A 15272-nucleotide genomic window follows, 5' to 3' on the forward strand; every position below is an offset into this window, starting at 1 on the left:
ACCATGAAGTTCTGGAAATCCAAAGAGGAGAAAGAGATAGAAAGGAGGATACGGGCCAAAAAGGCAAAGATGGCCCTGAAACAGTACATAAACAACCTCGAAGCCTTAAAGCGCAGGGTCTTCCTTCAGGGAAAGGAAGCGGCGAAGCTCGGCGACGAGGAACTGCTGAGAAGAAGCGCCGTAAAGTACCTTGTCCTTGAGAATCGAATAAAGCAGGCGAAGCGCCTTCTCCTCCTCATGGAGGAGGCAGAAATCCAGAGGGAACTCGTTAAGGTCTCGGCTGAGTTCCTCCGCTTCAGCAGGGACATCGTTGAGAGCATTGCGGAGGGGCCCGGAGCAGAGGACGTTGCCAAGATGCAGGTTGAGTTCGAAAAGGCGATGGCGAAGGTTGAAACCCTCGACGAGGCTCTGAGTTCCATGCTCGACGTAACGAGCGAAAGCATCCTGAGCGGAAACTTTGACGAAGAAACGATAAAAGAGGCAGAGGCGTTCTTCGACGTAGAGCCCTCCGGAGAGAGGCTCAAAGAGATTGAGAAGGCTATGAGGGCTTAGCCCAAGCCACTTTTCCATTTACCACAACCTTTTCCACGTCGCTTCCCCTCGCGGAGTAAACGAGGAGCGAGTAAACGTTTTCCAACGGCCTGAACCACGGTTTATCTGCGTTTATGAGAACCAAATCCGCGAGATAGCCGGGCTCAATGAGTCCGGCCTTTAATCCAAGGGCCCTTGCGCCTCCAACTGTCGCCATTCCGAAGAGCTCTCGAGCTGGAACCGCGTGCGCCTTTCCGGCGGTCAGGTTCGCGACGATTCCGGCTGTTCTCATCTCAATGAAGGGGTCGAGGATTCCGGTTGGATTGGGCGAGTCGTTGCCCAGGGCCACGTTGAGGCCAAGGTCAAGGAGTTTTCTCAGGTTCACGGTCCGCGCTTCAAGCTTGACGTTGCTGGTCGGGCAGTGGACGAGGGTCGAGCCGGCCCTGGCCAATCTCTCGAAGTCAGAATCGTTCAGGTAAACGCCGTGGACGCCGATTAGACTTTCGTTCAAAAGCCCGGCCCTTTCGAGAAGGCCAACGGGCGAAAGGCCGTAGCGCCTTTTAACCTCGGAAACCTCCGCCCTGCTCTGGGCGAGGTGGATGTGAACCCTCGCGCCGGTTTCCCGGGAGAGTTCTGCGAGTTCTTTCATCAGCTCAAGCGAGACGGTGTTCGTTGCGTGCGGTGCAAGTGTGGGCGTTACGAGCTCGCTCCGGTTCCGCCAGCGCTTGAAGAACCGGAAACCTTCCTCAGGACTTGCGAGAGGAAAAACAACCTCGTCCATGACCGTCTGGCCGATGAAGGCCCTTATGCCGAGCCTTTCGGCAACCTTCGCTATCTCGTCCGCGAAGAAGTAGTGGTCGTTTACCGTCGTCGAGCCGTTCATCAGGGCTTCTCTAAGACCGATTTCAGCCCACTCGCGGATTTCCTTCCGCGTCCACTCAAGTTCCATTGGCCAGATGATTTTCTCAAGCCATTCCCCCGTCGGCAGGTCCTCACCGAGACCCCTGAAGCGCGCCATCGCCACATGGGTGTGGGCGTTGATTAGGCCGGGAATCACGAGGTAGTTCTCCCCGCCGTAAACTTCGTCAACGCCCCACTCCCCCAATTCCCCCGCCGGAACGACGACCCGAATGATGTTATCCTCAACGATGACGGCCCCATCTCGAACGGAGCGGTAATCGACGAGCTTTCCGACCAGCGCAAACATCCTCCCACCGTTGAACATACGGCAGGGAAGAACTTAAACCTTTTGACGTTGTGACATTCAAATTCCCAAAGGATTTAAATCCTAAAACGAAAAACTCCGACCATGCCCCGGCTCGTTCGGATTGAGTCAAGGCTAAGGGCCCTGTCGCTCTGGCTGAATAGCCTCTTCTGATTGGGTTAGCGTTATAAACCCCGCTGAAAAGCTTTTGGAGGTGGTAAAGGTGATTGATAAGGTTTACTGTGCCGACGTTAAGCCCGAAATGGAAGGAAAGAGGGTTAAGCTCGCCGGATGGGTTTACAGAAAGAGGGAGGTCGGAAAAAAGGTCTTCATAGTGCTCAGGGACTCGAGCGGAATCGTTCAGGTGGTCTTCTCCAAGGAACTCAACGAAGAGGCCTACAGGGAGGCCAAGAAGCTCGGCATCGAGTCGAGCGTCATCATCAAGGGAACCGTTAAAGCTGACCCACGCGCTCCCACAGGGGCGGAGGTTCAAGCCGACAAGCTTGAAGTTATCCAGAACGTTGACTTCTTCCCGATAACGAAGGACGCGAGCCCGGAGTTCCTGCTCGACGTCAGGCACCTGCACCTCCGCTCGCCCAAGGTCGCGAGCATAATGAAGGTAAAGGCCACGCTCGTTCAGGCGGCGCGGGAGTGGCTCCTCCAGGACGGCTGGTACGAGGTATTTCCGCCGATACTCGTCACCGGGGCTGTTGAGGGTGGTTCGACGCTCTTCAAGCTCAAGTACTTTGACAGATACGCCTACCTAAGCCAGTCGGCCCAGCTCTACCTTGAGGCGGCAATATTTGGCCTCGAAAAGGTCTGGTCGCTCACACCGAGCTTCAGAGCCGAAAAGAGCAGGACGAGGAGGCACCTCACCGAGTTCTGGCATCTTGAGCTTGAGGGAGCCTGGATGGACCTGTGGGACATCATGAAGGTCGAAGAGGAGCTGGTAAGCTACATGGTTCAGCGCGCGCTTGAGCTCAGGAGGAGCGAGATTGAGACCTTCAGGAAGGACCTAACCACGCTCAAGAACGCCGTTCCGCCGTTCCCGAGGATAAGCTACGACGAGGCCATAGACATACTCCAGAGCAAGGGCGTCGAGATAGAGTGGGGCGAAGACATGGGTGCCGACGAGGAGAGGGTTCTTACCGAGGAGTTCGAGGCCCCGTTCTTCGTCTACGGCTATCCGAAGGGCATCAAGGCCTTCTACATGAAGGAGGACCCGGAGGACCCGAAAAAGGTTCTCGCTGCGGACATGCTCGCTCCCGAAGGCTACGGCGAGATAATCGGTGGCTCCCAGCGTGAGGACGACTACGACAAGCTCGTGCAGAGAATCCTTGAGGAGGGGATGAACCCCGAGGACTACCAGTGGTACCTCGACCTCAGGAAGTACGGCTCCGTTCCGCACAGCGGTTTCGGCCTCGGCCTTGAGAGGCTCGTCGCATGGGTTCTCAAGCTCGACCACGTGAGGTGGGCCACACTCTTCCCGAGGACACCGAGCAGGCTTTACCCGTGAGCTTAATCTTTTACTATTCTCTTCTCTGATTCCTATTTAGATTCGATAAAATTAATAGGATTAGTCCTCCAATACCTTCCAGGATAGATATTAGGAACACTACCATATTTTGTCTTGTAGACATGGCCCAATTCAGTAACTTTTCAATGTCAGTATTATTATTTGTCATCCCAAAATTAACACCCAAAATGACAAACATTCCCCCGCCAAGCACAATCAACAGCATTGAAATGACGTTCTGCAAGGTAAGGAATCTTGCAAGCATCAAATTTTCCTGACTCTCTTCCCAGAGAAGGAGAACAGATGTAAGGGTTATGCCAAGATAAAGAATGACTACACTCTGAAACTGTTGTACCAGTGTGTTGACTGTGTTGTCCGAAAGCCCCATTCCATTTGTGATAGCATAAGCAAAAATGAGAGAGCTAGGGACAATGAAAGCCCCTATAATAAGGTTGTAGAATGTATCTAAGATATCATTGCTCTCTCCTCGCCCAACAGTAGTTTTAATAAGGGCCTGAACAAATACAAGTCCATATCCCACCAGAGCCAGTAAAGCAAGGCCATAGGTAATGAAATTTATAGAAAACAGCGAAGTTACCATAGAAAGAAGAACAATGAGGAGGATACCTAGCGCCCCCAACAAAATAGTTTCCCAGCGGTTCCAGATTAAAACAAAGGTGATACCCGCCCCAAATACCATTGAGAAGACCCAGATGAGTATGGCAAAGTCTCCCGGATTAACCCCTACCCAAAGGAGAAGGGCAACATTACTAGTAAGAATAAATGTGACAATTAATGAAACAACACCTTCATAGGGAATTTCCTGTAATCCACTTAAGAGAATCAAAAAAGATACAGAAACCAGATATATAATCCAAATCCAAATTCCCATTAAAGTGCGTATATGGAAAAGTTTAGCCAAAGAGAGAGGAACAAATAGATAAACAAACACTCCACCAAAACTAAACAATGCAGTTCTCCCCTTTTCATTTAGTAAACTATCCGAGAACAGAAACGCTATCGTAGGTAATAAAATCAAAAGTAAAATCCACGTTAGAAGAAGGCCCGCTCCAACATAGCTTCGCGAGTTAGTAGAATTCGTAGAGCCTGAAGATACGTTAAATTCTTCACCATTTTCATTTGGTATAAATGTGTAGTTCTTTACTACTCTTTTGCCATCCTCAGTAAACGCAACAACTAGATGAACGGGATTTTTCTCTGGAACGAGCAGACTCATATTGGCTGAATTACTCACAAGAACTGCATATGCGTAATCAATGTATACGGTAGTGCCTGTTAAAGTTACATTTTTTAGAATAAAACCAATTTCAAGGGGGCGAGAACACATATCATTTTCGCAGAGAACTACGTTCCAGTGGTTTAAGTGGCCATAGCTGATGGTAGAATTTAAAATAATGTCTCTGGAACCTTGAGGGGAAATAACAAAAAAAGCTCTTTTGCTGTGAGGTTCATACAGAACTGCCTCAACTTTGAGAATATGTGAGGAGTTTAGAACGCCAACAGTGGCATAAATTGCAATATCGATATCTTGGGCATTTTTTGGAAAGTTAATTATTGTAACGTTGCTGATATTAAAAACAACGTACTTGCTGGTGGATACCACCGCAAATTGATTGTTACTCCTCCAGACTGTCTCAGCATTAGCATAAGAATGGGATATAGAACCTACAATTATGAATGCTAATATTATCGCTAAGATTATGATTTGTAGCTTTTTCATTTTAATCGTTGGTACATAGTATAAGCACAATTTAAAAACGTTTCGTTAGTTAATTAAAAAGTTTAATTTAAAAATTAAAAATCCTCAACGCCAGCGGCGGAAACAATATTGCAAGCCCCAATTAGCACTTTCGAAGAGGCTTTTCAAAAGTTTGTAGCTCTTGCTCAAGGCTTAAATAGAGCAGATTTTGCTCGTAAATCACATTTTCCAAAAAGAACACACCAAAAAGACTGGCGAGTTTGGAAGTAAACCCTCATGAGAACAAGCCATTCAAGAGGCATGCCAACTTTGATGAAACTTTGCGCAGGCAAAGTTTCCTAACGGGGGGCGAAGCCCCACTCCGGGGGTTTGAGAGTACAGAGCAAGCTTTAACAAAGCTTGACCAAAAGCTCGTGATTCCTCTTTATGGCTCCTCTTCAAAGGATTTTAAAATCAAGTCAACCGTTGAGAATTTGAATTCACCTTCTTAAGGACTCCTTCACACGGGTTCTACTTAAACCGCGCTCCAAAGGAGCGCTAAAGACCTGAACCCATTGTAAAAGGTACTATTAAAGGAATTCACTCATCTTTAAAGGGCAACTCAAGCAGAAATCCATTCACAGAATAGACTTTTTTCAAAAGAGAATCACAAACTTTGATGAAACTTTTGCTTGACAAAAGTTTCGATGGTGGGCCCGCGGGGATTCGAACCCCGGACCTCCACCTTGTAAGGGTGGCGTCATGACCATCTAGACCACGGGCCCGCCCACCTTCGAGGACGCTGGAAAATTTATAACGTTTTCGCATTATTCCCTTGGGGATTGGCATGGACAGGATTAAACTTCTCGCGGGACTCTCGGCGGTTCTCATCCTCATCGCAACGGGGGCAACGTGGGTCATTACAAAAGACATCAACACTACCATTGTAATTCTCACGCTTGCCTCGACCCTGGCAACCGTCATGATGGCCGTAACGATATACGAGCTGGACATAGCGCTGAAAGAGCTCAACTTCGAAGCGGTTAGTGCGGTTTACGAGATGATGGATGAGAAGGTCAAAGGCGACATTACAAAGATTAGAAAGTGGCACCAAGAGGATAGTGAAAAAGGGCTGATTTCAAAGGGAGACGAAGTGAAAGAGGAGTTCTACAGAGAGTTCTTTCGGGACAACGAAAAGGTAAAAACCGTAAGCGACGCCAGCAGGGTGCTCAATCGCATAGGATACTTCGTTTACAGGGACTTCGTGGGTGACTGGTTCATCCAGGAGCAGTACGCTGGTTTGATACTTGACTCATTTCTCGCCATGAAGCCATACCTCAAAGCCCTCAGAAACCGCAGAGAATGTGGCAATGAGGGTGAGAAAAGCGAAAAGGAAGGTTGCAAAAACGGACCCTGGTTCCTGAGGCGCTTCTACCTTCTTCTGGTCGTGATTAGCTACGACTACCTGTGCAGGGAATTTCAAGAGAACTGCAAGAAAACGTTCAGAAAGTATGGATATCCTGGGCACACAAATCCCATACCCAAAGAGTGGCTCGCAGAAGACGTTAGAAAATGGCTAAAGAAGAAAGGGTACAAAAATTACGTTTAACCAACGCCCCTCCTGACCTTCACGGCCAGGCCACTCTGGAAGACCTTCAGCTCCTCGCCGTTCAGGAGGGTCTGCCCGGTCGCGAGAAGCTCGTCTTTTTCGTTCACCACCAGAACCTCGTCGTAGGGCCTGATTGAGGGGTCGGCATCGACCACGAACTTTGCGAAGACGTTTTTTCCGCGCTTCGCGAAGGGTTCGGCATCTTCGTTGACAACGACACGCATCCTCGGGAACGGCAGGAGCGCGTGGAGTCTCTTTGCCCCTTCGATGCCGAGCGTTAACAGACCGTCCTCCGCTCTAAAGGTCGCAAGGTGCTTGCCCTTCGCCTTTACCTGCCTCGGCATTCCTGTCTTCCGGGAAAGCTCGACGAACGCATCTCTGAAAGCCTCGCCCGCCCCTTCGCCGAACTGATACTCCGCCACCGCCATGACGTACTTCCTCGCTTCCCCTTTCCTCGGCTTCTCTATCGTGAAGTCCTCCTCGCCCTCGCTCTGAGCGAAGGGGTAGCTCAAACTCAGATACTTTGGAATCTCGCCGAATATCGGGTGTTTTACCTTTTCGGGGAACTTTCTGGCAACGCGCTCGGCCCTCTCTTTGGCACGATAAACGATTGGCCATCTCATCGCCTCCTCGCTCACCTTGAAGAAGGCGCTCGCCTTGGTTACCGGCTCGTTCTTCTCAAGGTAGTCCCTGTACTCGAGCAGTCTCTTGTAAGCTGAGTAAAGCTTCGGGTGGCTCCTTGCCCTCTCGTCAACGAGGCGCCAGAGTTCCCCTTCCTTTATCGCCTGCTTGACCCTGTTTAGCTCCTCGCGTATCACCCAGAGGTTGTGGATGGCTAAAAGCCTCGTCCGCTCCTCCTTCGGCATCTCACGCAATTCCTGCGGGGTGTAGCGGGAGCAGACGGGGCAGGAGCAGGGGAAGTACTCAAGCTCTTCGAGCCTTTTCGTTCCCTCGGGTGTCAGATAGCGGTCGTCTTTAGCGTACAAAGCGTAGCTCGCCGAGTCGAATAGGTCAACGCCCATAGCGACTGCCAAAGCGAAAATCATCGGATGGCCTGCACCGAAGAGGTGAACGGGCCTGTCCGGCCTTAGACCGAGCTTGGAAGCTATAACAACGTCCACCAAATCGCGGTAGCGGTAGCTCTCCATTAGTGGGACGACCGCACCAATCGGATGTATCTCGAAGTTCATCCTGCTGAGCTCCCGCGCGGCGTAGGTTCTTAAGTCCGGATAAGTGGACCCCTGAACCGCCGCGTTCATGGCGATGTTCTTTATGCTCTCGGCTTCCTTCGCCCGCTCGAGGGTTATCCTCAGGTCCTCCTGGGCCTTCTCCCTCGGCGCGTCTGGAGGAGTCGGAATGTCGAGGAAAGTGCCTATATCAACGCCGATTTTCTCCTGGAACTCGATTATCTCGCGGTTGGTAACTTCAACCTCGCCGTAGCGCATGAGCTGGAAACTGCCAGAATCAACCTCGATTATCCCGTCGTAGTCGAGGAGCTTATGAATGCCCAGCTCAAGGGCCTTTTCCCTCAGCTCCGGCGTCTTGTAGATGATGTAGGAGTTGGTGATTATCATTCCAAAGCCCATCTCCTTGAGCTCCTTCGGCGTCACGATGAGCTGTTTCGGGTTGATGACGGGCATTATGGCGGGAGTTTCGATGCTCTTGCCGTTGACGGTGAGCTTTCCTATTCTTCCGGCCGCGTCGCGCGCCCTAACCTCGAACCTGAACTCCATGCTCTCACCTCTCAATGCCCTAACACTTCGACCTTAAAAGCCTGCCGAGAAGAGCTTGATGAGCAGGAAGGCAAGGATTCCGGCGAAGAGTGGCGCACGAACCCAGCTCTTCACGATGTCCACGAGGAGCTTTTTGTTCACGTGCTCTCCCTTGTATGCGCTCAGTCCGCTTATCGCCCCGACTATCGCCTGGCCCGAGCTGACGGGCAGACCGAAGAGGTTCGCGGTGCTGACCGCTATCGAGGCTCCGAACTGACTTGAGAAGGCCGAAGTCGGGCCGAGCGGTGCTATGTCCTTTCCTATCGTCATCATGACCTCGTAGCTGAAGGTGAGCGTTCCAAAGGCCATCACAAGGGCGAGGAGAGCATTTGGGTCGGACATTCCGCCGGCCTTTGCGAGGCCGATGACGTTCGAAACCTCGTTCGTGCCGAGGTTGAAGGCTGAAAAAGCTGAGGCGAGAAAGACGAGCCACTTCTGGGTGAGTTCGAGGTTCTTGAGGCACTTTATCCTCCTGAGGAATGGCTTGTAGAGCTTGTATATTGCTATGGCCAGGAGGGAAGCGAGGACCGGGGAGAAAAACCAAGCCGAGACGATTTTACCGATTGTCCACCAGTCGACGGGGAGACCGAGGGCGAGGGATGAACCTATGAGTGCACCGATTATTGACTGGGTCGTCGAGATTGGCCGTCCCCAGAGGCTCGCGATTGTAACCGCAGATGCCGCGCTGAAGAGCGCCAAAGCGACTTCTCCAGCCGATAAACCGCTCGCCAGTCCAGTTATCGTCCCTGACACGGCCGAGTGACCAATAACTGCACCTAACGTGGTGAAAACAGCTATTATTAGAACGGCCCGTTTGAAGCCCACTATCCCTGAACCGACCGCTGTGCCAACTGCCTTTGCGCTGTCGTTCGCTCCGACGGCCCATGCCATGAAGAACGCCGCTGCGATGAGAGCTATCATTCCCTCACCTCTCTATATTCTATATAGTCTATTTAGGCAGAGGGGCACTTTAAAAGGGTTTCGGCTTTAAAAGCGTTGCGGTGGTGGGATGGAAACCGGGGAACAAAAGCGGGATTTAGATTCGCAGTGAATCACAACCGCCCGGTGAGAAGCCTTGCGTAGCCGTAGACGTGGAGCGAGAGGTAGAAAAGCGCCCAGAACCAGACGATTAGGGGGAAGAGGAGGGCGTTGGAGAGCTTTCCGCCCTCAACGAGCGTTGGGAGGAGCATTGTGACAACCTCGAACCCCCACCAGAGGGCAAAGAGGCCAAAATTGCCGGTTGCGAGCAGTAGAACAGGAACCAGAACGTCGAGGAGGGCTACGAAGTCTCCGAGCAGGAGGAACGCCCAGTCCTTGGTAAAGCCACCGCCGAGGTTCTTGAGGTCGCCGAGGAACCAGCGCTTTCTCTGGCGCCAGAGAACTGAGAGGCTCCTCGGCATCTCCGTCCAGACCCTTGCCCTCGGCGCGTAGACCACCTTCCCGAGCCTCTTGACGGCCTTTGTGGTGGCGTAGTCCTCGACGATGTCCTCGACGAAACCCCCGATTCTTTCAAGAGCATCCCTGCGGAAGGCCGAAACCGGGCCTGGGGCGAGGCTTAAATCTTCAAGCTCCTTGGCCCTGCGGAACATCGCTATCCTAAGGTGCTCCGCGTCCTGCGCCCTCTCGAGGAAGGACTCCCCCGTGACCCTAACCTGTCCTCCAACGGCGAGCACTTCGTCGGAGTGGAAGCGCCTCACGAGCTCCCCAACCGCGGTCGGTTCGAGGTAGCTGTCGGCGTCGGTTGTTACTATTATCTCGCCAGAGGCTTTGGAAAGGCCGAAGTTCAGGGCTCTGGCTTTGCCCCCGTGCTCCTTCCGGTAAACCTTCAGGCGGGGGTTTTTCACCGATGAAGCAACCTCAAACGTGTTGTCCTCACTGCCGTCATCGACAACGATGACCTCAAAATCCGGATAATCCTGAGCAAGAGCCGAGCGTATGGCTCTAAGAACTCTCTCCCCCTCGTTGTAAGCCGGGATTATGATTGAAACCCCCGGCGTCCATTCTTTAGTTCTGTAGTTCTTGAAAAGGCTAATTATGTAATTGAAGAAGAAGTAGCCGTCCCAGAGGAAAATGAGGGCGAGCGCAACGGCGAGGAGAGGTGGGCTCATGTGTGAAAAATCTGCCCGAAGGTTTTAATTCTTACCGTCCACCGTGAGGACGGGCTTTCTCCCGAGCCTGTACCTCACGACGTAGCGACCGTGCTCGAAATCGTCTTCCTCGGCCTCGAGGACTTCGACCGGCTCAAGTTCAAGGCCCAAATCCATAGCCTCCCACTTGATGTCGTCGAAGTAGTCATACAGCCCGCAGGTGGCGCAGAAGGAACCCTCGAACTCTATGATGACCCCGTCTCCCTCGAGCTTTAGAATCCTCGCGCTGGCCTCGCTACCGTGGAGGCGGTTGAACTCCTCGAGAACCTTCCTGAGCTTCTCCTCGACCTCCATTCTCCCACCGGATTCAGTTCGCCAAGCCCACTTAAAAAGTTTGCTTAACCAACCGAATAGTTTAAAAACCGAAAGTCCAACGGGTGGCCGATGGCGAGGAAAAGGATAAGGTGGGCGAGACGGGAATACAGCGATGAGGAGATATTCTCAATCCTCAGCGAGCCGGTTAGGGAGTGGTTCAGGCGAAAGTTCGGGAGCTTCACGCCCCCACAGCGCTACGCGGTTATGGAGATTCACAAAGGCGAGAACGTGCTCATCTCCTCTCCGACCGGCTCTGGAAAAACGCTCTCCGCTTTCCTCTCGGCCATAAACGAGCTGATTCTCCTCGGAAAGGAGGGAAAGCTTGAGGATAAAATCTACGTTCTCTACGTCTCACCGCTGAGGGCTCTCAACAACGACATAAAGCGCAACCTGGAGGGACCCTTGGCCGAGATTAAGGAAGTGGCTAAGGAGCTCGGCTACGATTTACCCGAAATCCGCGTCGGCATAAGGACGAGCGACACGTCGAGCTACGAGAAGAGCAAGATGGTGAAGAAACCGCCCCACATTCTAATAACAACCCCGGAGAGCCTCGCGATAGCTCTAAACGCCCCCAAGTTCCGCGAGAGGCTGAAGACGGTTAAATACCTCATCATAGACGAGGTTCACGCTTTGGCTGAAAACAAGCGCGGTTCTCACCTGGCTTTAAGCGTTGAGAGACTTCAAGAGATGGCCGAGGAGAGGTTTGTGAGAATAGGTCTCAGTGCGACGATACACCCGCTCGAAGAGATAGCGAAGTTCGTCTTCGGCTTCGATGACGACGGGGAGCCGAGGCCGGGCCTTATCGTTGACGTCAGCTTCGCCAAGCAGACCGAAATTCAGGTCGAGAGCGTCGTCGAGGACCTAATTTATACTCCTGCCGGAGCGCTGAGCGAGGCGCTCTACAGGAGACTGGCGGAGCTTATCAGGGAGCACAGGACGACGCTAATCTTCACCAACACGAGGAGCGGTGCCGAGAGGGTCGCCTTCAACCTTAAGAAGCGCTACCCCGAGTTCGAGGGCCTCATAGAGGCGCACCACTCAAGCCTGTCGCGTGAGGTTAGGCTGGACGTTGAGGAGAAGCTGAAGAGGGGCGAGCTGAAGGCCGTTGTTACGTCAACGAGCCTCGAGCTCGGGATAGACATTGGAACGATTGATTTAGTTGTTCTAATCGGCTCGCCGAAGAGCGTGAACCGCGCTTTACAGAGAATAGGGAGGGCCGGCCACAGGCTCCACGAGGTCAGCAAAGGGGTTATTTTAGCCCTCGATAGGGATGACCTGGTCGAGGTTACCGTTCTGGCGCACAACGCGAGGAACAGGCGCTTAGACCGCGTCAGAATTCCAAGGAACCCGCTCGACGTCCTCGTCCAGCACCTCCTCGGAATGGCCCTGAACAGAGTATGGGAGGTTGATGAAGCTTACCGCGTTGTCAGAAGGGCTTATCCATTCAGGGATTTGCCCTTCGAGGACTTCATGAGCGTTTTGAGGTACTTGGCTGGAGAATACGCCGGACTGGAGGAGCGGAAGGTCTACGCCAAGATATGGCTGGAGGACGGGAAGTTCGGAAAGCGCGGAAAGATGACGAGGGCGATTTACTACATGAACGTCGGCACGATTCCCGATGAGGCCAAGATTAGGGTTTACACAATGGACAAAAAGTTAATAGGTACAGTTGAAGAGGAGTTCGCCGAGAGGCTGATGCCCGGCGACATCTTCGTCTTAGCGGGAAGAACCTACGAGTTCGTGAAGAGCAGGGGCAACAAGCTCTACGTCATTCCGCGCGAAGGTGCTAAGCCGACCATTCCGGCATGGTTCTCCGAGATGCTCCCGCTCAGCTTCGATTTGGCGGTGGATATTCAGCGCTTCAGGAGGGAGGTTAAGGGGTTACTCAGCAGGAAGGACGCCGTTAAAAGGCTCATGAGGAAGTACGGGATAGACGAGAAGGCCTCGCGCGCCATAATCGCTTACTTCCGCGAGCAGGCTAGGTATTCGGTGGTTCCCGACGACGAGACCCTTCTGGTGGAATTCGTTCCGGGAAACCGGAGGAACCGCTACTTCTTCCACACACTCATAGGAAGGCGCGCCAACGACGCTTTAAGCAGGGCCTTCGCCTACCTCGTGAGCAAGAAAAAGAACTGCAACGTCGGGATAGCGATAAACGACAATGGCTTCGCTTTGCTCCTTCCGCCGGAGGTTGAGCTGAGCGAGGAGGAAGTGATGGAGCTTTTCGAGGTTGATGACCTGAGGGAAACGCTGAAGAAAGCCTTGGACAACACGGAGCTTTTGAAAAGGCGCTTCAGGCACGTTGCCAACCGCGGGTTGCTAATTTTGAGGCGCTACGTCGGGAGGAGCAAGAGGCTCGGCAGGCAGCAGGTCATGGCGGTCTCGCTACTCAAGGTGCTCAAGGAGAACTATCCAGACTTCCCGCTCCTGAAGGAGGTCTACCGCGAGATTATGGAGGACAAGATGGACGTGGAAAACGCGGAACTGTTCCTGAGCTGGGTTCGCGAGGGGAAGATAAGGGTGGTCTTCCAGAGGAACGCCGTTCCGAGTCCCTTCGCCTTCAATCTGGAAGCTATTGGCTCGAGCGACGTGGTTCTGATGGAAGACAGAAGGGAGCTGATTAAAGCCCTGCACAGAAAGATAATGGCGATGATAGGGGAGGCTTAGATTAGCTCCCTCTCCGTCCTCGTCAGCCTCTTGGCCCCGTTTTCGGTTATGACTATCGTGTCCTCTATCCTTACCCCACCGAACTTGGGAATGTAGATGCCCGGCTCGACGGTGACGACCATACCGGGCTTGAGGACGGTCTCGTCGCTCTGGTTCACGCCGGGCCACTCGTGTATCTCAAGGCCGACACCGTGGCCGGTGGAGTGGATGAAGTAGTCGCCGTAGCCGTACTCCCTGATGACGTCCCTAACGATTGTGTCGAGCTCCTTCGCGGTTATTCCCGGCCTCGCCATCTCAACGCCCTTCATCTGGGCCTCAAGGACCGCCTGATAGATGTCCTTCTGCTTCTCGTTGGGACCGCCGACCACGATGGTCCTCGTCGTGTCGGAGTTGTAGTGCCTGTAGAGGGCGCCCTCGTCTATAACGACGAACTCACCCCGCTCGATTCTCTTGTCGCTCGCGACACCGTGGGGAAGGGCCGAGCGCCAGCCACTCGCGATTATCGTATCAAAGGCCGGCTTCTCAGCGCCGTTCATCTTCATGACGTACTCCATCTTGGCAGCTATTTCCCTCTCGCGCTTGCCCTCGCTTATCTCCTCTATGGCAACGAGCATCGCCTGGTCAGCTATCTCGCACGCGGCCTGAATGACCTCAAGCTCCTCCTTCGTCTTTATCATCCTGAGCTCCTTTATGACGTCATCAACGGTCACGAACTCCTCAACGCCGAGCTTCTCGCGGTAGCTCTGGACGGTTGAGTAGGCGGTTCTTCCCTCGATTCCGAGCTTCCTCAGCTTGAAGGACTTGAGCCTCTCGAAGAGCTCTGGCCCGCGCTTGAAGGCCTCAACGGGAACGCGCGAGGTTTCTTTGGCTTCCTCATACTCAAGCTGGGGAACGAGGAAGAGGGCCTCGTCAGCCGTTACGAGCAGGTAGCCACCAAGAACGGGGGCAGAGCCCGTGAAGTAGTAGAGGTTTGGTCTGTGGGTTATTATTACGCCGTCCAGTTCCTTTTCGGCTATGTATTCCCTGAGCCTTTCGATTCTCATGACCACCACCGGGTGAAGTTGGCCGGGCAGGATAAAACGGTTTCGGAAGGAATATAAACTCCGGGGCGAAACCCCGAACAGGTGTTAAGCGTGACGGTTTACCTCTTCGACTTCGACGGAACGCTCGTTGACAGCACCGGCGCGGTGGAGAAGGCGTTGAGGATAGCCATCGAGAAGACGATTCCAGCGGTGATTGAGAGCGACCTCTATGACGAGTATTACAAGGCGCTGTTCCTCTTTATCAAGGGCAAGCTCACCTACGGCCACCTCGGCGTCATACACGAGCTCGTGGCTCAGGGGACAATCCACGAGTACTACAAGCTCATGCCCAAGTACATCAAGGACTTCCCCTTCGCCCGTGAGGTTGTGAGGGAGCTCAGAAAGCGGGGACGGAAGGTAATAAGCTTCTCGGGCGAGCACACTTATCCGGGCGGAAAGGTCATCTTCATGAAGAAGACCAACTGGTACGACGAGTTCGACGAGGTCATAACCTTCAAGGGGACGAAGGACATGCTCAAGAAGTTCCAGACGCTGAGGGAGCTCTACCCGGATGAGCCCTTCGTGTGGGTTGACGACAGCCCGTCGCGCTTCACCTACGTCCTCGACGAGAACACGCTTCTCGTTCAGAAGGCCTCACCTTACAAGAGCGACGTTCCGCTCCTCTTTGACCGGGTGAACTTCGTGAAGATAAAATCCATCCGAGAGGTTCTCGAGATAGACGATGGCCTAAGCGAGTTCCTGGGCGATAAAACTTAAAAATCCAGCCCCT

At 53.0% G+C, this 15272-nt stretch carries 12 protein-coding genes and 1 tRNA gene; 5 read left to right on the forward strand and 8 right to left on the reverse strand.

Features of this window, described 5'->3' with window-relative positions; all coding sequences use genetic code 11:
- Positions 1-3 precede the first annotated feature (3 nt).
- Positions 4-552 carry a hypothetical protein gene (locus BD01_RS03500; protein WP_042690081.1) on the forward strand — a complete coding sequence of 183 codons (549 nt, stop codon included), beginning with the start codon at positions 4-6 and terminating at the stop codon, positions 550-552.
- Here the strand turns inward: BD01_RS03500 and BD01_RS03505 are convergent.
- A complete protein-coding gene (locus BD01_RS03505) occupies positions 539-1738 on the reverse strand; it encodes an amidohydrolase family protein (protein ID WP_042690084.1) in 1200 nt (399 codons plus the stop codon). The two genes, BD01_RS03500 and BD01_RS03505, sit on opposite strands and share 14 nt — an antisense overlap.
- 220 nt (positions 1739-1958) lie before the next feature.
- Here BD01_RS03505 and asnS point away from each other — a divergent pair, with 220 nt between their 5' ends.
- A complete protein-coding gene (asnS, locus tag BD01_RS03510) occupies positions 1959-3251 on the forward strand; it encodes an asparagine--tRNA ligase (protein WP_042690086.1) in 1293 nt (430 codons plus the stop codon).
- A 13-nt stretch (positions 3252-3264) separates the two neighbouring features.
- Here asnS and BD01_RS03515 read toward each other — a convergent pair whose 3' ends face one another.
- Positions 3265-4992: a hypothetical protein gene (locus BD01_RS03515; protein ID WP_042690089.1), complete on the reverse strand. Its 1728-nt coding sequence runs from the start codon at positions 4990-4992 to the stop codon at positions 3265-3267.
- 666 nt (positions 4993-5658) lie between these two features.
- Positions 5659-5735, reverse strand: a tRNA-Val gene (locus BD01_RS03520).
- 62 nt (positions 5736-5797) lie between these two features.
- On the opposite strand from BD01_RS03520, the gene BD01_RS03525 reads away from it, so the two are divergent.
- Positions 5798-6559: a hypothetical protein gene (locus BD01_RS03525; RefSeq protein ID WP_042690092.1), complete on the forward strand. Its 762-nt coding sequence runs from the start codon at positions 5798-5800 to the stop codon at positions 6557-6559.
- Here BD01_RS03525 and tgtA read toward each other — a convergent pair.
- The 4 genes from tgtA to BD01_RS03545 form a co-directional block, all read right to left on the reverse strand.
- Positions 6556-8292 carry a tRNA guanosine(15) transglycosylase TgtA gene (gene tgtA / locus BD01_RS03530; RefSeq protein ID WP_042690095.1) on the reverse strand — a complete coding sequence of 579 codons (1737 nt, stop codon included), beginning with the start codon at positions 8290-8292 and terminating at the stop codon, positions 6556-6558. The two genes, BD01_RS03525 and tgtA, sit on opposite strands and share 4 nt — an antisense overlap.
- Positions 8293-8325: 33 nt before the next feature.
- Positions 8326-9252, reverse strand: coding sequence for an inorganic phosphate transporter (locus tag BD01_RS03535; protein ID WP_042690097.1), 927 nt, complete (start codon positions 9250-9252; stop codon positions 8326-8328).
- Positions 9253-9383: 131 nt separating this feature from the next.
- Entirely contained in the window at positions 9384-10439 is a 1056-nt protein-coding gene (locus tag BD01_RS03540; RefSeq protein ID WP_042690100.1) for a glycosyltransferase family 2 protein, read from the reverse strand.
- Between the two features lie 24 nt (positions 10440-10463).
- Positions 10464-10772: a hypothetical protein gene (locus BD01_RS03545; protein WP_042690103.1), complete on the reverse strand. Its 309-nt coding sequence runs from the start codon at positions 10770-10772 to the stop codon at positions 10464-10466.
- Positions 10773-10862: 90 nt separating this feature from the next.
- On the opposite strand from BD01_RS03545, the gene BD01_RS03550 reads away from it, so the two are divergent.
- On the forward strand, positions 10863-13460 hold the full coding sequence (locus tag BD01_RS03550) for an ATP-dependent helicase (protein ID WP_042690105.1): 2598 nt from the start codon (positions 10863-10865) through the stop codon (positions 13458-13460).
- Here the strand turns inward: BD01_RS03550 and pepQ are convergent.
- The gene (gene pepQ, locus BD01_RS03555; RefSeq protein ID WP_211233898.1) at positions 13457-14509 is read right to left on the reverse strand and encodes a Xaa-Pro dipeptidase PepQ; all 1053 of its coding nucleotides are present in this window, start codon (positions 14507-14509) and stop codon (positions 13457-13459) included. The genes BD01_RS03550 and pepQ overlap by 4 nt on opposite strands.
- Before the next feature lie 84 nt (positions 14510-14593).
- Here pepQ and BD01_RS03560 point away from each other — a divergent pair, with 84 nt between their 5' ends.
- Positions 14594-15259, forward strand: coding sequence for an HAD family hydrolase (locus BD01_RS03560; RefSeq protein WP_042690110.1), 666 nt, complete (start codon positions 14594-14596; stop codon positions 15257-15259).
- Positions 15260-15272 lie beyond the last annotated feature (13 nt).

The organism is Thermococcus nautili (genome assembly GCF_000585495.1).
GTDB lineage: Archaea > Methanobacteriota_B > Thermococci > Thermococcales > Thermococcaceae > Thermococcus > Thermococcus nautili.

What these genes read in the sequence shown, in the direction of transcription:
- BD01_RS03500 (WP_042690081.1), top strand. Translation starts at nt 4, where the DNA reads ATGAAGTTCTGGAAATCCAAAGAGGAGAAAGAGATAGAAAGGAGGATA.
- BD01_RS03505 (WP_042690084.1), bottom strand. Translation starts at nt 1,738, where the DNA reads ATGTTTGCGCTGGTCGGAAAGCTCGTCGATTACCGCTCCGTTCGAGAT.
- BD01_RS03515 (WP_042690089.1), bottom strand. Translation starts at nt 4,992, where the DNA reads ATGAAAAAGCTACAAATCATAATCTTAGCGATAATATTAGCATTCATA.
- BD01_RS03525 (WP_042690092.1), top strand. Translation starts at nt 5,798, where the DNA reads ATGGACAGGATTAAACTTCTCGCGGGACTCTCGGCGGTTCTCATCCTC.
- tgtA (WP_042690095.1), bottom strand. Translation starts at nt 8,292, where the DNA reads ATGGAGTTCAGGTTCGAGGTTAGGGCGCGCGACGCGGCCGGAAGAATA.
- BD01_RS03535 (WP_042690097.1), bottom strand. Translation starts at nt 9,252, where the DNA reads ATGATAGCTCTCATCGCAGCGGCGTTCTTCATGGCATGGGCCGTCGGA.
- BD01_RS03540 (WP_042690100.1), bottom strand. Translation starts at nt 10,439, where the DNA reads ATGAGCCCACCTCTCCTCGCCGTTGCGCTCGCCCTCATTTTCCTCTGG.
- BD01_RS03545 (WP_042690103.1), bottom strand. Translation starts at nt 10,772, where the DNA reads ATGGAGGTCGAGGAGAAGCTCAGGAAGGTTCTCGAGGAGTTCAACCGC.
- BD01_RS03550 (WP_042690105.1), top strand. Translation starts at nt 10,863, where the DNA reads ATGGCGAGGAAAAGGATAAGGTGGGCGAGACGGGAATACAGCGATGAG.